The organism is Amycolatopsis eburnea, assembly GCF_003937945.1.
Taxonomy (GTDB): Bacteria; Actinomycetota; Actinomycetes; order Mycobacteriales; family Pseudonocardiaceae; genus Amycolatopsis; species Amycolatopsis eburnea.
In genome coordinates this window covers 571,914-588,935 of sequence record NZ_RSEC01000061.1, presented here as the reverse complement: position 1 = coordinate 588,935, position 17,022 = coordinate 571,914, and the positions used below count along the sequence as shown (strand labels likewise).

The 17,022-nt window shown below is 72.9% G+C and carries 17 protein-coding genes; 11 read left to right on the top strand and 6 right to left on the bottom strand.

The genetic code is table 11. From position 1 onward, the window contains the following. The first annotated feature begins 15 nt into the window (after positions 1 to 15). Positions 16 to 891 carry an NAD(+)/NADH kinase gene (locus EIY87_RS41960; RefSeq protein ID WP_125315519.1) on the top strand — a complete coding sequence of 292 codons (876 nt, stop codon included), beginning with the start codon at positions 16 to 18 and terminating at the stop codon, positions 889 to 891. A gap of 154 nt (positions 892 to 1,045) precedes the next feature. Next, a complete protein-coding gene (locus EIY87_RS41955; protein WP_225440377.1) occupies positions 1,046 to 1,822 on the top strand; it encodes a DUF998 domain-containing protein in 777 nt (258 codons plus the stop codon). Here the strand turns inward: EIY87_RS41955 and EIY87_RS41950 are convergent. Next, entirely contained in the window at positions 1,728 to 2,078 is a 351-nt protein-coding gene (locus EIY87_RS41950; protein ID WP_191984462.1) for a DNA polymerase ligase N-terminal domain-containing protein, read from the bottom strand. The two genes, EIY87_RS41955 and EIY87_RS41950, sit on opposite strands and share 95 nt — an antisense overlap. A gap of 105 nt (positions 2,079 to 2,183) precedes the next feature. On the opposite strand from EIY87_RS41950, the gene EIY87_RS41945 reads away from it, so the two are divergent. From EIY87_RS41945 to EIY87_RS41925, 5 genes are all read left to right on the top strand, one after another. Continuing rightward, complete coding sequence (locus EIY87_RS41945; protein WP_125315517.1) at positions 2,184 to 2,618, top strand: Fur family transcriptional regulator; 435 nt, start codon at positions 2,184 to 2,186, stop codon at positions 2,616 to 2,618. Next, positions 2,615 to 4,126, top strand: a complete 1,512-nt coding sequence (locus EIY87_RS41940) for a catalase (protein WP_225440376.1) — start codon at positions 2,615 to 2,617, stop codon at positions 4,124 to 4,126. Before EIY87_RS41945 ends, EIY87_RS41940 begins: the two co-directional genes overlap by 4 nt. Before the next feature lie 208 nt (positions 4,127 to 4,334). Continuing rightward, positions 4,335 to 5,303, top strand: coding sequence for a YdcF family protein (locus EIY87_RS41935; RefSeq protein WP_125315516.1), 969 nt, complete (start codon positions 4,335 to 4,337; stop codon positions 5,301 to 5,303). A gap of 84 nt (positions 5,304 to 5,387) precedes the next feature. Then, positions 5,388 to 6,221 carry a hypothetical protein gene (locus EIY87_RS41930; RefSeq protein WP_125315515.1) on the top strand — a complete coding sequence of 278 codons (834 nt, stop codon included), beginning with the start codon at positions 5,388 to 5,390 and terminating at the stop codon, positions 6,219 to 6,221. Then, positions 6,218 to 6,550, top strand: a complete 333-nt coding sequence (locus tag EIY87_RS41925; protein ID WP_225440375.1) for a winged helix-turn-helix domain-containing protein — start codon at positions 6,218 to 6,220, stop codon at positions 6,548 to 6,550. Before EIY87_RS41930 ends, EIY87_RS41925 begins: the two co-directional genes overlap by 4 nt. A 10-nt stretch (positions 6,551 to 6,560) precedes the next feature. On the opposite strand, the gene EIY87_RS41920 is transcribed toward EIY87_RS41925, so the two are convergent. Further along, positions 6,561 to 7,022, bottom strand: coding sequence for an SRPBCC family protein (locus EIY87_RS41920; protein WP_125315514.1), 462 nt, complete (start codon positions 7,020 to 7,022; stop codon positions 6,561 to 6,563). 76 nt (positions 7,023 to 7,098) lie between these two features. On the opposite strand from EIY87_RS41920, the gene EIY87_RS41915 reads away from it, so the two are divergent. Then, positions 7,099 to 7,524 (top strand): DUF4383 domain-containing protein, encoded by a 426-nt coding sequence (locus tag EIY87_RS41915; protein WP_225440374.1) that lies wholly within the window; start codon positions 7,099 to 7,101, stop codon positions 7,522 to 7,524. Here the strand turns inward: EIY87_RS41915 and EIY87_RS41910 are convergent. Further along, positions 7,475 to 8,692 carry a glycosyltransferase 87 family protein gene (locus EIY87_RS41910; protein ID WP_225440373.1) on the bottom strand — a complete coding sequence of 406 codons (1,218 nt, stop codon included), beginning with the start codon at positions 8,690 to 8,692 and terminating at the stop codon, positions 7,475 to 7,477. The two genes, EIY87_RS41915 and EIY87_RS41910, sit on opposite strands and share 50 nt — an antisense overlap. A 409-nt stretch (positions 8,693 to 9,101) precedes the next feature. Here EIY87_RS41910 and EIY87_RS41905 point away from each other — a divergent pair, with 409 nt between their 5' ends. Genes EIY87_RS41905 through EIY87_RS41895 form a run of 3 tightly spaced genes read left to right on the top strand, consistent with a single transcriptional unit; the run spans position 9,102 to position 11,752 of the window. Beyond that, positions 9,102 to 9,329, top strand: a complete 228-nt coding sequence (locus tag EIY87_RS41905) for a hypothetical protein (RefSeq protein ID WP_125315512.1) — start codon at positions 9,102 to 9,104, stop codon at positions 9,327 to 9,329. Between the two features lie 55 nt (positions 9,330 to 9,384). Next, positions 9,385 to 10,518, top strand: a complete 1,134-nt coding sequence (locus EIY87_RS41900; RefSeq protein WP_263855659.1) for an acyltransferase family protein — start codon at positions 9,385 to 9,387, stop codon at positions 10,516 to 10,518. A gap of 31 nt (positions 10,519 to 10,549) precedes the next feature. Beyond that, entirely contained in the window at positions 10,550 to 11,752 is a 1,203-nt protein-coding gene (locus tag EIY87_RS41895; RefSeq protein ID WP_125315510.1) for a cysteine desulfurase-like protein, read from the top strand. A gap of 3 nt (positions 11,753 to 11,755) precedes the next feature. Here the strand turns inward: EIY87_RS41895 and EIY87_RS41890 are convergent, their stop codons facing one another. The 3 genes from EIY87_RS41890 to EIY87_RS41880 form a co-directional block, all read right to left on the bottom strand. After that, entirely contained in the window at positions 11,756 to 13,195 is a 1,440-nt protein-coding gene (locus tag EIY87_RS41890; RefSeq protein ID WP_125315509.1) for a M4 family metallopeptidase, read from the bottom strand. A 260-nt stretch (positions 13,196 to 13,455) separates the two neighbouring features. Continuing rightward, positions 13,456 to 15,096, bottom strand: a complete 1,641-nt coding sequence (locus EIY87_RS41885; RefSeq protein ID WP_225440372.1) for a PucR family transcriptional regulator — start codon at positions 15,094 to 15,096, stop codon at positions 13,456 to 13,458. 78 nt (positions 15,097 to 15,174) lie between these two features. Beyond that, positions 15,175 to 16,980, bottom strand: a complete 1,806-nt coding sequence (locus EIY87_RS41880) for a hypothetical protein (RefSeq protein ID WP_125315508.1) — start codon at positions 16,978 to 16,980, stop codon at positions 15,175 to 15,177. Positions 16,981 to 17,022 lie beyond the last annotated feature (42 nt).

Here is a 17,022-nt window from a genome sequence, read left to right as displayed (position 1 = left end):
GCCGGGGCCGCTGACATGCACTCCGCGGGACTGGTGCTGCACCCCCGCCGCGACTCGGCGGCCGCCGTCGAGGCCGTGCTGGGCTGGGCGGGCAGCCGGGGCATCGAGATCCTCGGCATCGAGGACGAGATCGTCCGGCTGGACTGCGCCGCGGTCGGCGTGACGCCCGAGGAGCTCGGGCGACGCGCCGACCTCGTGGTCAGCCTGGGCGGCGACGGCACGATGCTGCGGGCCATGCGGCTGGCCGACGGGCAGCGCGCGCCGGTGCTCGGGGTGAACCTCGGCAAGCTCGGCTTCCTCGCCGAGGTCGACGTCCCGGACCTGCCCGGCGCGCTTTCGGCGATCGACGACCACCAGTTCACGGTCGAGCCGCGGCTGGCCGTGGACGCCGTGCTCGGCGGGCGGCGGATCACGGCGTTCAACGACATCGCGGTGGTGCGCGTGCCCGGCGACGGCAGCGCGGTGGTCGCGGTCCGCGTCGGCGGCCAGCCGTTCGTCAGCTACTCGGCGGACGCGGTGGTCGTGGCGACCCCGACCGGCTCGACGGCGTACAGCTTCTCCGCCGGCGGGCCGATCACCAGCCCGTCGGTGGAAGCGCTGCTCGTCACGCCGGCGGCGCCGCATTCGGCGTACAGCCGGGGTGTGGTGCTCTCGGTGCACGACGAGGTGACCCTGGAGCTGCTGCCGACCAGCGGACGGCTCGCGGTGGAGGTCGACGGCCAGGTCGAGGGGTACGTCTCCCCCGGCGACCGGCTCGACCTGAGCGCCCGGCCGAGCGCGGCGCGGGTGGTGCGGCTCGGGATGACGACGTTCTACCAGCGCGCCCGCCGCAAGCTGCGGCTCACGGACTCTGCGGAGATCCCCACCGACACCTCATCTTTCCCTGATTAAGTGCCGCCGCGGAGGGCGGCACTTAATCAGGGAAAGATGCGCGGTTGTGGGCTGGGCCACATTTCGTGCGTGTCTTCGATGGTCACGGAATGGTCACGGGTAGCGTCCGCGACTTCGCCTGAACCAGCCGAGCCGTCCCGGAGTGTTTTCACGCATGCTGTGTCCTTCACCCACCCGTCCCTCCCTCCGCGCCCGGCTGCTCGTCCCCGGGGCGCTGGCCGCCTTCGCCGGCGCCGTCGTGCTCCTGGCCGTGCTGCACCTCGACCGGCGGGTGGCGGCGCTCGACCCGGTCAGCACGATGCTCAGCGACTACGCGCTGAGCCCGGGCCGCTGGCTGTGGGACGGCGCACTGCTGCTGACCAGCACGGGCTCGGCGCTGCTGCTGGTCGCGCTGTACCGCCGCGGCCTGCTGGCGAACCCGGCGCTGGTGGCCGCGAAGGCGCTGTGGTGCGTGAGCCTGCTGGCGGTGGCGGCGTTCGCGAAGGATCCGCAGGGTGGCGCGATCACGGCGACGGGCAAGATCCACCTCTACGCCTCGGCGGTGACGTGCCTGAGCCTGCCGGTCGTCGGCTGGGCGCTGGGCCGCCGCCACCGCGACGACCCTCGCTGGCGCCGCTTCGCCGCCTGGTCCCGGCGGCTGGCGCTGGCCGCGATCCCGTTCTACCTGCCGTTCATCGTCCCGTTCGCGGTGAACGTCGTGCTGGGCGGGCACCTGCCGACGGTGGCGACCGGCCTGGTGGAGCGGCTGATGATGGTGCTGGAGATCGCGCTGCTCGCGGTGCTCGGGCACTGGGCGCACCGGGCCATGCGCCCGGCCCGCTTCCGCGCGTTGGACGTCAGTCCGGCTGCTCCCGGGTCCGGTGCAGCAGCCAGTCGCGCTCGGTCCGGATCAGCGCGTACCGCACCGACGACGTCCGCCCGTGCAGGGTGAACAGGATCCGCTTGGCCGTCCGGTCGTGCTCCTCCCACCAGCCCGTGTCGGCGATCTTCTTGGTCTCGTCCTCGTAGCCGAGGTGGTCGAGCGCGTGGTCGGGCACGGCGACGGCGAGCCGGTTGCCGGTCGCGTCCGGCGGGAGGCCGCGGGGCACCGCCCAAGACCGCAGCACGCCTTCCTCCTCCAGCCGGAGATCGAAGTGGTGCCGCGGCCGCCAGTGCTCGTGCAGCACGAAGGCCGGTCGCTCGCTCACTTCTCCAAGATGCCAGAACTCCGTGCCAGTACCCGTTTTCCGGGGTGTCAAACAGTCCATCCGTGGACTTGACCCGTTCCGAAGAAGCGCGCACGGTGGGGTGTCATGAGCGATGTGACGACCGCGCTGCGGGCCGCCGGCCTGCGGGTCACCGCGCCCCGGCGAGCGGTGCTGGGCTGGCTGGCCGGGCATCCTCACTCCACAGTGGACGAAATCGGCACCGGGGTCCGCGCGGAACTGGGTGCCGTGTCCACCCAAGGCGTCTACGACGTCCTCGGCGCGTGCGCGGCCGCCGGCCTGATCCGGCGGATCGAACTGCCGGGACACCCGGCCCGCTTCGAACGGCGGGCCGGGGACAACCACCACCACGTCGTGTGCCGCTCCTGCGGGCGGACCGAAGACGTCGACTGCGTGGTCGGCGCGGCACCGTGCCTGACCCCGGACGACGCGCACGGCTTCCTGGTCGACGAAGCGGAAGTGGTGTTCTGGGGCGTCTGCCCCGGCTGCCGCACCACGCCGCGGAAAGAGGCATCACCGTGACCGAACCGACCACCACCGACGCCGGGATCCCGGTCGAAAGCGACGAGCACTCGCTCACCGTCGGCCCGGACGGCCCGATCCTGCTGCAGGACAGCTACCTCATCGAGCAGATGGCGCAGTTCAACCGCGAACGCGTCCCGGAGCGCCAGCCGCACGCGAAGGGCAGCGGCGCGTTCGGGCGGTTCGAGGTGACCGGCGACGTCACCGCGTACACCAAGGCCGCGGTGTTCCAGCCGGGGACGAAGACCGACCTGCTGGTCCGCTTCTCGACGGTCGCCGGGGAGCGGGGCAGCCCCGACACCTGGCGCGACCCGCGCGGCTTCGCGGTGAAGTTCTACACCAGCGAAGGGAACTACGACCTGGTCGGGAACAACACGCCGGTCTTCTTCGTGCGGGACCCGTTGAAGTTCCAGCATTTCATCCGCTCGCAGAAGCGCCGCGCGGACAACAACCTGCGCGACCACGACATGCAGTGGGACTTCTGGACGCTGTCGCCGGAGTCGGCGCACCAGGTGACGTGGCTGATGGGCGACCGCGGCATCCCGCGCACCTGGCGGCACATGAACGGCTACAGCTCCCACACGTTCATGTGGGTCAACGCCGCGGGCGAGCGCTTCTGGGTGAAGTACCACTTCAAGACCGACCAGGGTGTCGAGTGCTTCACCCAGGACGAAGCCGACCAGATGGCGTCGGCCGACACGGACTACCACACGCGCGACCTGTACGAGGCGATCGAGCGCGGCGACCACCCGTCGTGGACCCTCAAGGTCCAGGTCATGCCGTTCGACGACGCCAAGACCTACCGCTTCAACCCCTTCGACCTGACGAAGGTGTGGCCGCACGGCGACCACCCGCTGATCGACGTCGGGCGGATGACCCTGGACCGGAACCCGACCGACCACCACACCGAGATCGAGCAGGCCGCGTTCGAACCGGGCAACCTGGTGCCCGGCATCGGCGCGAGCCCGGACAAGATGCTGCTCGGCCGCCTGTTCTCCTACCCGGACGCGCACCGCTACCGGATCGGCGCCAACTACCGGCAGCTGCCGGTCAACGCGCCCGTCGCGCCCGTGCACAGCTACAGCAAGGACGGCGCGATGCGGTACACGAAGGTCACCGACCCGGTGTACGCACCGAACTCGAAGGGCGGCCCGCGCGCGGACGTCGCGCGGTACGGGCAGCCGGCGGGCTGGCACACCGACGGCGACCTGGTCCGCACCGCGTACACGCTGCGCGAGGACGACGACGACTTCGGCCAGGCCGGCACGATGGTCCGGGAGGTGCTGGACGACGACCAGCGCGCGCGGCTGGCCGACAACGTCGTCGGGCACCTGCTCAACGGCGTCTCCGAGCCGGTGCTGACGCGGGCGTTCGAGTACTGGCGCAACGTCGACAAGGACCTCGGGGACCGGATCGAGGCCGGTGTGCGGGCGAAGCAGGACGAGAAGGACCCGAAGGCGGCCGGCCAGGCCAACCCGGCGCGGTCGAGCATGCAGCGCAAGGCTTAGCCTCCGCGGCCCTTCCCGGAGCCGGTCACGCCGCATGCGCCCCAAGGTGGCCTTGGTTGCGTCCGACGCACCGAAGGCCACCTTGGTTGCGTCCGACGCACCGAAGGCCACCTTGGGGCGCTTGGCATCACCGGCCGGCGGGAGCAGAAGGAGATCCCGGGCCGGGCTAGGTTGGACCTCCGCGCGGGGAACAGCCGAGGAGGGCCGAGTGAACGTCGCCGGTGGGGTGCTACCGGTCGCGGCCGCGGTGGCGCTGCTCGTGTTCGCCGTCCGGCTGGCGCGTGAGCCCCGGCGGCTCGGCAACGCCGTCTGGCTGGGCGTCGCGTTGCTGCTGACCGCGTTGTGGCTGCTGCGCGAAACCCCCGTGCTGCTGGCGGTCGCCGGGGCCGCGGTGGCGCTCGCCGCGCTGGTGCTGCCCGCCGCGTTGCTCGTCAACGGCGTCCGGATGTGGCGGCGGGAAGGGCGCAGCACCGGGAACCTGCTGTCGCTCGCGCTCGGCGCCGGCCTGCTCGCGCTCGAGGCGCTGTTCTTCGCACCGCTCGGGCGGTGGGGTTCGGCGCTGGTGGCCATCGCGGCGGTGCTCGCCTGCTACTTCGGGTTCCTGTTCCTGTCCCTGCTGGTGTATTCCGTGGTGTACAGCCGGATCGGCCGGCGCGGCGGCGTCGACGCGATCATCGTGCTCGGCTGCGGCCTCGCCGGGGACCGGGTGCCGCCGCTGCTGGCCGGGCGGCTCGAGCGCGCGATCCGGCTCGCCGCGCGGGAGCCCGAGCCGCCGCTGCTGGTCGTGTCGGGCGGGCGCGGTCCCGACGAGACGGTCACCGAAGCCGAAGCGATGCACGCGTACCTGCGGGAACGCGGGATCCCGGACGAGCGGATCCGCCGTGAGGACCGCGCCACCACCACCGAGGAGAACCTGCGCTTCTCGGCGGCGCTGCTCCCCCGCGACGCCCACCGCGTGGTCGCCGTGACCAGCAGCTACCACGTCTTCCGCGCGGCGGTCGAGTGCCGCCGGCTGCACCTGCCCTACCACGCGACGGGGTCGCCGACCGCGGGGTACTTCCTGCCGAGCGCGCTGCTGCGCGAGTTCGCGGCGCTGATCCTCCACTACCGCCGGACGACGATCGCGGCCTGCGTCGCCATCGCCGGGACCGGCCTCGTGCTGGCGATCGCGGCCTAGGCTTCCGCGCCACCCCGCCGTGCGCTATGTTCGTCCGCAGATCAGGTTTGCCGGATAAACCTGTTACGAATCTGGGGAGACCACGTGACCGAGCTGCCGCCGGCCGCCTTGCTCGACGAGATGACCCGGCTTCGCGCACGAGCCCGGGCTGACCGCCACGCCTACGCAGCGCCGCTGCTGCTGTTCGGGGTGCTCGTGCTGCCGGCACCGCTGTGGGCCGACGGCGGGCCGCCGCGGTTCGGGGCCGCCGGGGTCTGGTTCGGGACGCCCCTGCAGCTGTACTGGCTGGTCGCGGTCGTCGGCGGGTTCCTGGCCACCGCGGCCTGGTACCTCCACCGCGGCCGCCGCAGCGGGGTGCGGACGCCGATCCGGGGTTACCTCGCGATCGGGCTGCTCGGCGTGCTCGCGATCTCGTTCGGGCTGCCGGTGGTGGAGTCGTTCGCCTACCGGGTCGAGCGTTCGCCGTACGCGCAGCCGTCGTTCACCGTCCCGGTGGCGGCCGTCGCCGCGCTGGCCGGCGGCGGGGCGCTGTGGCTGCGGTCGCGGCTCGGCGGCCGGGGCGCGCGCGGTACCGCCACGGCCGCGGCGCTGGCCTCCGGGTTCGTCGTGCTGGCGATGCTCGACCTCGCGCTCGCCCCAGCCCGGCCGTACGCGCCGCTGCTCACGATCGCGCTCGGCCTGCTCGGGCTCGCGTGGCTGGAGCGCAGCCGCGTGCTCGGCGTCATCAGCGGCCTCTTCGCCGCCTCGGCGCTGCTGGTCAACCTCTACAACGTGCAGCACGTGTTCTTCCACCTCGGGCTCTTCCCGCGCTACTCCGGCGACACGACGATGGCGTTCACGAACACCCTGCCCCCGGGGCTGGTCCTGCTCGCGGGCGGCACCTTCGCGGCCTGGCACGAACGGCGGGTGCGGGCGTGAGCGAGCACCCCGCGGCGGGCCTGGACGAAACCGTCCACCAGCGGCACCGGCTCGGCATCCTCACCATCGCCGCCGAGGCCGGGAAGGTGGATTTCGGGTACCTGCGCCGGACGCTGGACATGACGGCCGGGAACCTGTCCCGGCACGTCACGATCCTCGAGGAAGCCGGGCTGATCGACGTCGAAAAGGGCTACGAAGGCAAGCGGCCCCGCACGTGGATCACCATCAGCCCGGCGGGCCGCAAGGCGCTCGCGGCGGAGGTGGCGGCGTTGCGGGCCTTGGTGTCGGCGGTCGAACGCGCGGTCCCGGCGCGGCCGCGGACCACCTGATCCGGTCGGCTCAGCCGGACGAGTCCCTCGTGGCGTCGTAGTCCGTCCAGCCGCCCTGGCCTTCGGCGGCTTCGACGTCGGCGTCGGAGGTCGCCGCGTGGGTCATCGCGGCGACCGTCTCCTCGAGGCCGCGCTGGACTTCGCCGCCGTCGGCCTCGCGGACGCTGTGGAGCGTCACGGTGATCTCCGAGGCCGCCGGGCCGGCTTCGGCGATGCGCAGTTCGCCGTGGTAGTCGTCGGGGCCTTCGGCGCCCCACGTCAGCGAACGGGTGCCCGCGTCGGTGTGCAGCCAGGCTTCGCTCGCGACGCGTTCGCCGTGCACCTCGGCCTCGACGTGCACGCTGTCGCCGCCCCGCGGCTCCGCCACTTTCATCTCCGGGAAGTACCGGGGCAGGTTCTCCGGCTGGCTCAGGAACGCGAACAGCTCGTCGGCGGGGATGTCGGCGGTCGCGGTGTGGCGGTACTCGGTCATGGCTCACCTTTCGTCGGCGCCCCGGATACCCCGCAAGACGTGCATTAAAAGGACGCGGGCGGGGAACCTGGAAGACATGACGGCCACCGACCCCGGGACCCGGCGCGGCCCCGCCCCCGTGCAGGGCATGGGCATGCTGATCGGCTTGCTGTTCCTGGTGCTCGCCGCGCTGGAGCTGATGTCGGGCGTCGCGGACGGCGACGGGCCGCGCGAGCTGTTCGGGGTCTTCGCGGTGTCCGGGCCGTGGGCGCTCACGCACCTGCTGACCGGTGCCGCCGCGGTGTTCTGCACGCGCTCGCCGCGGCTGGCCGCCCGGTTCCTGGTCGCCGCGGGCGGTGTCTACGTGGTGGCCGGCCTGGCCGGGCTGCTCCCACTGCCGGACGCGGTCTCCGAAGTGCTGCCGATGAACAACGCCGGGGTCTGCCTGGCGCTCGGTCTCGGGACGGCCATGCTCATCCTCGGAGCGGGCTGGCTGCGGCGCGGGCCGGGACCGCGCCGCTGAAGCCGCCGTCCGGCCGGGGAAAGCGCGTCAGCACGGCCGTGGCCAGGACCGCGAGTCCGAAGAGGACATAGCCGTTGCCGGTGAGCTGCTGCGCGAAGTCCCAGTGCCGCTCGACCTCCCCGCCGCGCGGCCACCACCACTGCGGGCCGGCGACGAAGAGCACCACACCGGCGCCTGCCAGCATTGCGAACCCGCGGCGCCGGGTCCGGCGCGCCAGCTCCGCCCAGCCGAGCAGCACGACCACGGCCCACACCCAGTGGTGCGTCCAGGAAATCGGCGACACCAGCAGCCCGCCCACGGCGTTGAGCCCGAGCGCGAGCACCGGCTCCCCCGCGGCCAGCGCCCGCCGCACGCCCAGCGCGGTCAGCACGAGCACCACCGCGACCAGCGGCAGCCACCACGCCGTCCGGGCCCCGGGCGGTACCCCGGCCCGCGCGAGCAGCCCGAGCAGCGACTGGTCACCGGCGTAGGTCGGCTCCCCGACGCGGCCGGTGTCCCACAGCGCCCCGGTCCAGTACCGCACCGAGTCCGCCCCGGCCAGCAGGAACCCCAGCGCCGTCGCACCGACGAACGTCACGACGGCGGTCACCGCGGCCCGGGTGTCGCGGCGGAGCAGGAAGTAGAGGAGGAAAACGGCCGGGGTCAGCTTGACGGCGGCGGCGATCCCGATCAGCAGCCCGCGCGGCCACTTCGGCACGGCCACCAGGACGTCGAGGACGACGAGGGCGAGCAGCAGGAGGTCGATCTGGCCCGCGTACAGCGTCCGCAGCACCGGCTCCAGCACTTCGGCGGCGAGCAGGAGAGCGGCCACCCGCCACCAGTCGCACCGGGCCTCGAGCGCGCGGAGGACGGTCCTCAGGACCAGGGCCAGCACGCCGAGCGTCAGCAGGGTGAGGGCGAGGCAGGCGGCCCAGTACGGCAGGACCGCGAACGGCGCCAGCAGGATCGCCGCGAACGGCGGGTAGGTGAACAGCAGGAGCTGGCCGTCGCCGGTGGGCGGCAGGGTGCCGTAGAGGTCTTGACCGTGCAGCAGCGCGGCCGAACCCAGCCGGTAGACGTCGAGGTCGACGCGGTAGGCCGGGAACCGGAACCGCCCGTCGTTGTACGAGACCAGCAATGCGGCCAGCACGAGGACCTGCGCGCCGGCCAGTAGGTGTTTCCCCCGCATCCCACGCATTCTGTCGGGCTGGGGTGCGCGCGCCATCCGGGTATCCCCCGGAGCGGACCCGGGGAAACCGGCTGCCGTGGGGTCCGGCGCTGTGGCGCGGACCCAGCGCTGTGCTCAGGCCGGGAAACCGGCGCCCGCCGCAGCGACGACCGGTCGACACCGCTGCGGCCGGGCTCACGCGAACCGGACCCGGCAACCCGGCGGCCTGCCGCGGCGGTCGGATGCGAGGCCGGGACCGGTCGCCCGCGACGGCGCTGTGGGCCCAGGTTCGCGCGCGGACCCAGCCCGGCGATCACACCGGAAACCGGCGCCCGCCGCGGCGGGACCGGGCAACGCCGCCGCCACCGGCCCGCGCGAACCCGGCTCCACCGCCGCGAAAACCGGTTGCCCCGCGTGCCACCCTGGGCGGATGGGGACCCCGGACGGCTTCGCGCACCGCGTCGACGAGCGCGGCACCGTGACCATTACGCACCACGGCCGTCCCGCGGGCACCCTCCGCGGGGCCGCCGCGGCCCGGTTCCTGGCCGCGGTCGCGCGGGGCGACGACCCGCAGCTGCTGATGGCCCGCGTCACCGGCAACTACAAGCACGGCAACGAACGGCGGGCCCGCGAGCACCCGCGCAACCGCGGCCGGTGAGTTTCTCCCCCGTTCGGGGCAAGGGCCGCGACTGGATGGGTTAGCATCTGCCCCCGTGCCGAGCTCGCCAAAAATTCACGCCAATCCCAACGTCGGTTTCGCGTGGCTGAGGATGATCGGCGCGATCACGGTCATCGTCGACCACAGCATGCCGCTGCTGCACCCGCAGCGGCTGACGATCTTCCCCGCGTCCTGGCACATGTCGCCGGGGTACATCGCGCTGATGGGGTTCTTCGCGATGAGCGGCTACCAGATCCAGGACAGCTGGGCGCGCGACCCGTCGTGGTGGCGGTTCTCCGCGCGGCGGCTGCTGCGGATCATGCCGCCGCTCGTCGTGGTGCTGCTGGTGACCGTCTTCGTGATCGGCCCGCTGGTCACGACGTGGCCGGCGCACGACTACTGGACGCACATCCAGACCTGGCGCTACCTGGTCGGCACGACGGTCCTGTTCTACATGCAGCACGACCTGCCCGGCGTGTTCGCGGACAACCCGTACCCGTTCTCGGTCAACGGCGCGATCTGGACGCTGCCGATGGAGCTGCTCGGCTACGCGCTCGTCCTCGTCGTCGGCGTCGCCGTGCTGATCGGCCTGCCGCGGCTGGTGCTGTTCCTCGTCCTCGGCGGCATGATCTACACCGACACGATGCTGCACGCGACGTTCGAGCAGCACGGCCTCGGCGGCTCGCTGCTGGTCGTCCCGATCGGCTCGACGGTGTCGTTCCTGGTGCCGTTCGTGCTCGGGATGGTGCTGCACGCCTACCGCGACCGGATCCCGCTCAAGCCGTGGGTCGCGCTCGTGCTGTTCGGCACCTACCTGGCGCTGAGCCAGACGCCCGCGAGCCGGTACCTGCTGGCGCTCAGCGCGGCGTACGGCGCGATCACGCTCGCGATGCACTGGCCGCGGAAGCTCGAGGTCGCGGGCCCGTGGGTCTACGGCAGCTACGGCACGTACATCTGGGGCTTCCCGATCCAGCAGCTGTTCATCCTCGCCGGGGTCCGGCAGGTGTGGCTGCTGATCCTGCTGGCCGTGCCGTCGGCGTACCTGGTCGGGCAGCTGTCGTGGAACTACGTGGAGAAGCCGACGCAGAAGCTTCGGCGGCACCTGAAGGCGCCGGCCCCGGTCCGGCGGCCGGTGCCCGCGCCGCCGCAGGTTCCCGCCACGGCCGCCGCGCCCCTGCGGAGATCTTGAGGTCGCCGGCGCCGGTGGGCATGCTGGCGCCGTGACCTACGACGTGACCACGATCCGCAAGCACTTCCCCGCCCTCGCCGGCGGTGCCGCCCACTTCGACGGCCCCGGTGGCTCGCAAGTGCCCGACGTCGTCGGGGAGGCGGTCGCCGGGACGCTGTGCGCCGCGATCGCCAACCGCGGGGTCGTCACCGCGGCCGAGCGCCGGGCGAGCACCGTCGTCGCCGACGCCCGGCAGGCCGTGGCCGACCTGCTCGCCGCCGATCCGCGCGGCGTCGTCTTCGGGCGCAGCATGACCCAGCTGACCTACGACTTCTCCCGCGCGCTGGCCAAGGACTGGCGCGCCGGCGACGAAGTCGTCGTCACCCGCCTCGACCACGACGCCAACATCCGGCCGTGGGTCCAGGCCGCCGAGGCCGCTGGCGCGACCGTCCGCTGGGCGGACTTCGACCCCGCCACCGGCGTGCTCGACGCGGCCGCGATCACGGCCCTGCTGTCGGAGCGGACGCGGCTGGTCGCGGTCACCGCGGCGTCGAACCTGCTCGGCACCCGCCCGGACGTCCCGGCGATCGCGGCGGCGGTGCACGACGCCGGCGCGCTGCTCTACGTCGACGGCGTCCACCTGACCCCGCACGCGGCGGTCGACGTCACCGCGCTCGGCGCCGACTTCTACGCCTGCTCGCCGTACAAGTTCCTCGGACCGCACCTGGGCCTGGTCGCGGCGGCGCCGTCGCTGCTCGAGACGCTGCGCCCGGACAAGCTGCTGCCCTCGACCGACGCCGTCCCGGAACGCTTCGAGCTGGGGACACTCCCCTACGAACTCCTCGCGGGCACGACGGCGGCCATCGACTTCCTCGCCGGGCTCGTGCCGGGCACGGGCTCCCGCCGTTCACGGCTGATCGCGTCGCTGACGGCGCTGGAGGAGCACGAAACCGCGCTTCTGGCCCGGCTCGACGCGGGCCTGGACTCGCTCGGGTTCGTCACCCGGTACGGCGCACCCGGACGCCACCGCACCCCGACGACCCTGTTCTCGGTCGACGGGGTGCGGTCCCAGGCGGTGTACGAGCACCTCGGCGCTCAGGGGGTCAACGCCCCGGCCAGCAGCTTCTACGCGATCGAGTGCTCGCGGCACCTCGGGCTGGGCGATGCTGGCGCGGTCCGCGCCGGCATCGCGCCCTACACCACGGAGGGCGACGTCGACCGGCTGCTCGCCGGGCTGGCGTCGCTCCCCCGCTGAGGGCTACTTCGGGTCCTGGTCCAGCTGGGTGGCCTTCACCGCGTTGCCGACCTGGGTGCAGTCGTCGGTGGTGATGCCGGCCGTGCCCGCCTTCGCCAGCGCCGCGCACGAGGAGTTCAGCGCGTCGCCGACGTCCTTGAAGGTCGCGCTCTGGGTGAGCGTGTTCTCGACGCCCCACCAGATCTGGACGGACTTGTCGAGGCCGAGGCCGCGGACGGTCTGGCCGTTGAAGGTGTCGCCGTCGGTGATCAGGTAGTCGGCCTTGTTCACGACGCCGTCGTTGATGTGCTCGTCCGGGTTGTTCGTGTCCCAGCCCGGGCCGTTGACCATGTCCGGCTGCGGCGTGAGCGACGAGCGCGGGTCCTTCATGTTCCGGATCGCGCCGAGCGACGAGCCCGCGCCGAGCAGCCAGCGGTTGTCGCCGGTGTCGTTGGGGTCGTTCGACGTGATGCCGATGAATTTGCCGAAGACGTCCGAGAGGCCCTCGTTGATCGAGTCGGCCTGGCCGCCGCTCAGCCCGGACGTGTGCTGCGTGACGCCGTGCGTCAGCTCGTGGCCGGTGATGTCGTCGGTGGTGACGCCCTCGCCGAAGGCCATCTGCTCGCCGTCCCAGAAGGCGTTGGCGAACGGGCACTCGCCGTCGACGCAGATCCGGACGGTGCCGCGCAGCGCCTTGCCGGTGCCGTCGGAGTAGTCCGCGCCGATCAGGCTGGTCAGGTCGACGTTGACGTACTTCTGGTAGAAGTCCGACGCCTGCCCGAAGAACGTGTAGACGTTGTTGACGTCCGCGACGCTCGACTCGGCGCCGCCCTCCTTGCGGGTGACGTCGAAGGCGGTCCCGCAGCGGACCGACGCGGAGCTCCCGCTGACGACCTTGTGGTTCGCGTCGCAGACGTCGCGGTTGGCCTCGCGGACCTCCGACCACGACGTGACGACGTCCTGGGTGCCGGCCTTGACGACCTCGGTCCACTTGTCGTTGAGCTTCTTGCCGTGCACGGTGACCTGGTAGGTCGGCACCGCGATGCCGTCGCCCTTCGCGCCACCGAGCGTGGCGTCGTACCAGTAGGCGCGCGGCGCGTCGGCCTTCAGCGTGTTCGCGGCGAGGCCGGTGCGCTTGGCGACGTCCGCGATGGCGGCGCCGGCCGCGCCCGCGTCGCTGGCCGGGAAGGCGCCCGCGGTCTTCTTCGCGGTGCGGCCGTGCGTGGCGAGCACCGCGCCCGCCTTGTCGCGGACCTGGATCAGCTGGCCGCCGAACACCGGCACGCCCCCGATCTCCTGCTGCGACCGCACCACGCTGCCGAACGGCATCGCGAGGGGGTTCAGCGCGTGCATGGACGGCTGGGCGATGGTCGCGTAGGCGGGCGAACCCGTCGAGAGCAGCGACACCGCGACGACGGCCGCGCTCACCGCCGCCGTCCCTGCGATGACCCGTTTGCGTGACACCCGGTACACCTCCGTGGAAGCTTGATCACCTGACGTGAAGTCCGAGCAGGTTCACATGCCCCGAAGGGGTCGCACACCGGTCGAAAGTAGGTAACTGACCAAGTCTGGTCAGGTTTCCGGTGGTTAATCACCGACATTTCGGGCGGTGATCACGAAGCGGGCGGAGCCACCACCACGCGGGCGGGCAGGGTCCGGCGAAGTCGCGGTCGAGCGGTCTGCCGGACGTCGCGGGAATGTCGCGGAGGGGCGGATCGGCCACTTCATGAAGCGGGCGGGGCCACCACCCTCAGCTGCAGCATCGCCGCGAACCGCGCCTCCGGGTCCGTCATGTCGAACCCGCCCACCTCCGCCAGCCGCCGCAAGCGGTACCGGAACGTGTTGGGGTGCACGTGGACGGCGGCCGACGCCGCGATCACGTCGCCGAACGCGTCCAGCCAGGCCCGGAGTGTCTCGACCAGGTGCGCGTGGTGCTGCTCGTCGTACTCGATCAGCCGCGCGACCGGCCCGGTCGGGCGATCGCCGCGCACCGACACCAGGTCCTGCAGCTCCAGCAGCAGTGCCTCGACGTGGACGTCGGCCAGCGCCGCCACCCGGCGGCCCGCGCCGCTCCCCGAGCGCAGTACCCGCAACGCGCGATCCGCGCTGGCGCGGGCTTCCGGGAGTTCCGCCGCACTGCGCGCCACCGGGCCGATGCCGACGACGGCCCGGACGCGGTCGCCCACCCGGTCCAGGAAGTCCTTCGCGATCCGGAGCGCGCGACGCTCGCCGTCGGCGTCGCGGGTCACCGGGACCAGGCCGTACGCCGTGTCGCCGACGAGGGCCGCCGCGCAGCGGGGGTGGACCGCGCTCAGGTGCATGGCCAGGCCGTCGGCCAGGCGCTGGCGCTCGGTCGCGATCTCCGCGTCTTCGGCGCCGTTCTCCAGGACCGCGAGCGCCAGCACGACGACCGGCTGGTCGGCCAGCCCCAGCCGGCTCAGCGCTTCGCGTGCGGCGGCCCCGCCCTCGAGCGCCGTGCTCAGCAGGTCCGCGCGCAGCCGCCGTTCGACGTCGGCGCCGGCCCGGACGCGCAGCAGGTGCAGGGCCACCAGGCGGGCCGCGTCGCAGAGGGCCTGGGTGCGGTCGGGCGTCAGCGGTTCGCGGACCGCGGCCCAGATCGAGCCGAGGATCTCGTCGCCCGCCCGCACCGCGACCGCCACCCGCGGGATCATGAAGCCGTCGGGGCTTTCCGCCGGCCGGTCGACGAACACCGGCTGGTCGCTGCGGTAGAGCTCGCGGAACACGCCGCGGTCGGCCAGCATCCGCGAGAACCGCTCCGGCACCTGCCGCCCGAGGATCGTCTCCACGCGCGACGGGTCGGCTTCGTCCTGGCGACCGGAGAACGCGAGCACCCGCGAGCGGCGGTCCTCGATGGTGACCGGCGCGTCGATCAGCGCCCCGATCGCGTTGGCCACGGCGAACAGGTCGCCCGACGGCAGCCCGGCCAGGGTCTCCGGTTCGGCGTCGCCGACGTCGCCCTCGGCCAGCAGCGACCGCAGCATCGCGGCGAGCTGGGCCCAGGAGGCGCCGCGGGCCAGGCCCAGCAGCGCGACGCCGGTCTCTTCGACGGCGGCGGTGATCGCCGCGGTGACCGTGACCGGGGCGCGCAGCACGAGCCCGGCCGCGTCGTGGCGCGCCAGCGTGCGCAGCTGCCGCACGACTTCGCCGGGCTCGGCCAGCCCGACCCCGAGCACCAGGGCGTGCTGCGGCAGCGCGGGTTCGTCGAGCGGGTCGTGGATGGCGACGCCGCCGATGCCGCCCGGGCGGTCGCCGTCGCCGAGCACGAGGTCCAGGAGGGTGCCGCCGAGGTCGTCGAGGACGCGGCCGAGGCTGGCGTGCGGGCGCAGGTTCACCGAAACGAGCACCTCCCGAAGCTAGGCGGGACGACCTCAGCCTAGTTCGTCGGAGGGCACGAAATCAGTACCCGGTTTAGTCGGCGCGCACTAACTCGCGGTCTGCCGGCGCCGAGCCGCGTCGCCGGCCGCCGCGGCCGCGTAGAGCCACGCGAACGCGGCCCACATCCCGGCGAAGATCAGCCCGACCGCGACGTAGGCGACCGTCCACAGCACCAGCGGGGTGTCGGTCTTGCGTTCGCGCTGCAGGAAGGAGATCTCGGAGACGAAGTCGCGCTTCCCCGACTCGGCCGTGATGACCTTCGCGTTCGCCGCCGGGTCGGCGGGCGCGTAGATCGGCGCGAGCGCCATCATCCGGTTCGCGACGTGCAGCCGGATCCCCGCCTTCCACTGCCCGAACACCGGCAGCGGCTCGGCCGTGCGGTAGACGCCGGGGCCGAGCTTCTCCAGCGGCGCGGAGTAGAAGTCGCCGCCCTGCCAGGCGAACCCGGTGAGCCAGACGGCGTCGTCGGCGAGGTCGGGCCGGCTGATCGTCACGGTGGCGTCCACCCAGCGGGGCGTCCCGCCGCCGTGCGGGTTGGAGATCTCCTGGCCCGCGGCGGCTTCGGTCAGGCGGACGTCGGCGGTGAGCCCGGGCGGCGGGGCGAGCGGCGCCGCGACCGCGGCCATCAGCGCGACGACCCCGAGCGCGCCCACCAGCCCGGCGGCGTGCCGGGCTCCGAACGCGCGCTCGAGACGGCTGCCCGCGGCGACGTCCTCGATCCGCTGGTACTGCCACACGCCGATCAGCGCGCCGCCGACGCTCGCGGCCGCGCCGAAGGCGAGGAAGAGGCCGAGGTCCGCGGCGGGCCACGGGTCCGGCATCAGCCACTGCGAGAACGCCCACTCGCCGAGCAGGCCGAGGGTGCCGCTCGCCAGGCCGGCCACGACCGGGAACAGCGGCCCGCGCACGAGCAGCGCGACGACCTCGATCACGACCGCTTCGGCGGCGTAGGGCAGCAGCGAAGCGACGTGCAGGTCCGCGACCAGCGGGATGATCGAGAAGACCGCGCGGGAAACCAGCAGCACGGCGACGACGATCAGCGCGCCGCCCGGGCCCCACGAGAGCCGGCCGCAGACGAGCGTCCAGCTGCCGATCAGCCCGACCAGCACCACCTGGGCGAGCATCGGGAACTGCGGCACGCCGAGGTCGAACTCCATCAGGAACGCCGACGCGCCCATCATCCAGGCGCCGGCCAGCACCGGCCCGAGCAGCCGGACGAGCGGGCCGGTGGCGCCGGCCTGGCGGGCTTCGGCCAGCAGCAGCTGCAGGCCGATCACCACGCCCACGCCGCCGCCGATCATCAGCACGTGGGTGGGGCCCCACTCGGTGACGTCCTGGCCGAAGAGCCGGTGCCAGACGTCGTCGAGCGGGAAGCCGGCGATGCCGACCAGGCCGGTCAGCATCATCTGGACGCTGCCCATCGGCACCCGCCAGTGCGGGCCGAGCTTGAAGGTGCGCTTCGGCAGCTTCCCCTTGGCCAGCGCGGCGCTGAGCACGCCGCTGGCGAAGATGCCCATCAGGCCGAAGTAGATCGGGTAGTGCGACGGGTTGGCCAGCGGGCCTTCGTCGCGGCCGAGTTCCATGTGGATCGGCACGTCCCAGTAGACGCCGATCAGCGCGGACATGCCGGAGAGGAAGGCGACGAACATCGGCAGCGCGGCCCAGCGCGGCAGCCCGGACAGCTCGCCCGACCAGTCGGCGAGGCGGCCCACGAGCGTCCGTTTGCCGGCGCGCGTGCGCAGGACGAAGATCGCCAGCGGGATGAAGACCAGCAGGAACATCAGCAGCGCGACGACGATCTGGCCGAACTGCGCGCCCCCGGCCGGGGGGCTGTTCTCCTGCGCCAGCAGCATCGCGTGCGCCTTCCTGAATCCGTGAACAGAAGTAACTGTTAC

What these genes read in the sequence shown, in the direction of transcription:
- EIY87_RS41960 (WP_125315519.1), top strand. Translation starts at nt 16, where the DNA reads ATGCACTCCGCGGGACTGGTGCTGCACCCCCGCCGCGACTCGGCGGCC.
- EIY87_RS41920 (WP_125315514.1), bottom strand. Translation starts at nt 7,022, where the DNA reads ATGACCGAGTACCGCCACACCGCGACCGCCGACATCCCCGCCGACGAG.
- EIY87_RS41910 (WP_225440373.1), bottom strand. Translation starts at nt 8,692, where the DNA reads ATGCGGGGGAAACACCTACTGGCCGGCGCGCAGGTCCTCGTGCTGGCC.
- EIY87_RS41915 (WP_225440374.1), top strand. Translation starts at nt 7,099, where the DNA reads ATGACGGCCACCGACCCCGGGACCCGGCGCGGCCCCGCCCCCGTGCAG.
- EIY87_RS41945 (WP_125315517.1), top strand. Translation starts at nt 2,184, where the DNA reads ATGAGCGATGTGACGACCGCGCTGCGGGCCGCCGGCCTGCGGGTCACC.
- EIY87_RS41955 (WP_225440377.1), top strand. Translation starts at nt 1,046, where the DNA reads ATGCTGTGTCCTTCACCCACCCGTCCCTCCCTCCGCGCCCGGCTGCTC.
- EIY87_RS41905 (WP_125315512.1), top strand. Translation starts at nt 9,102, where the DNA reads ATGGGGACCCCGGACGGCTTCGCGCACCGCGTCGACGAGCGCGGCACC.
- EIY87_RS41880 (WP_125315508.1), bottom strand. Translation starts at nt 16,980, where the DNA reads ATGCTGCTGGCGCAGGAGAACAGCCCCCCGGCCGGGGGCGCGCAGTTC.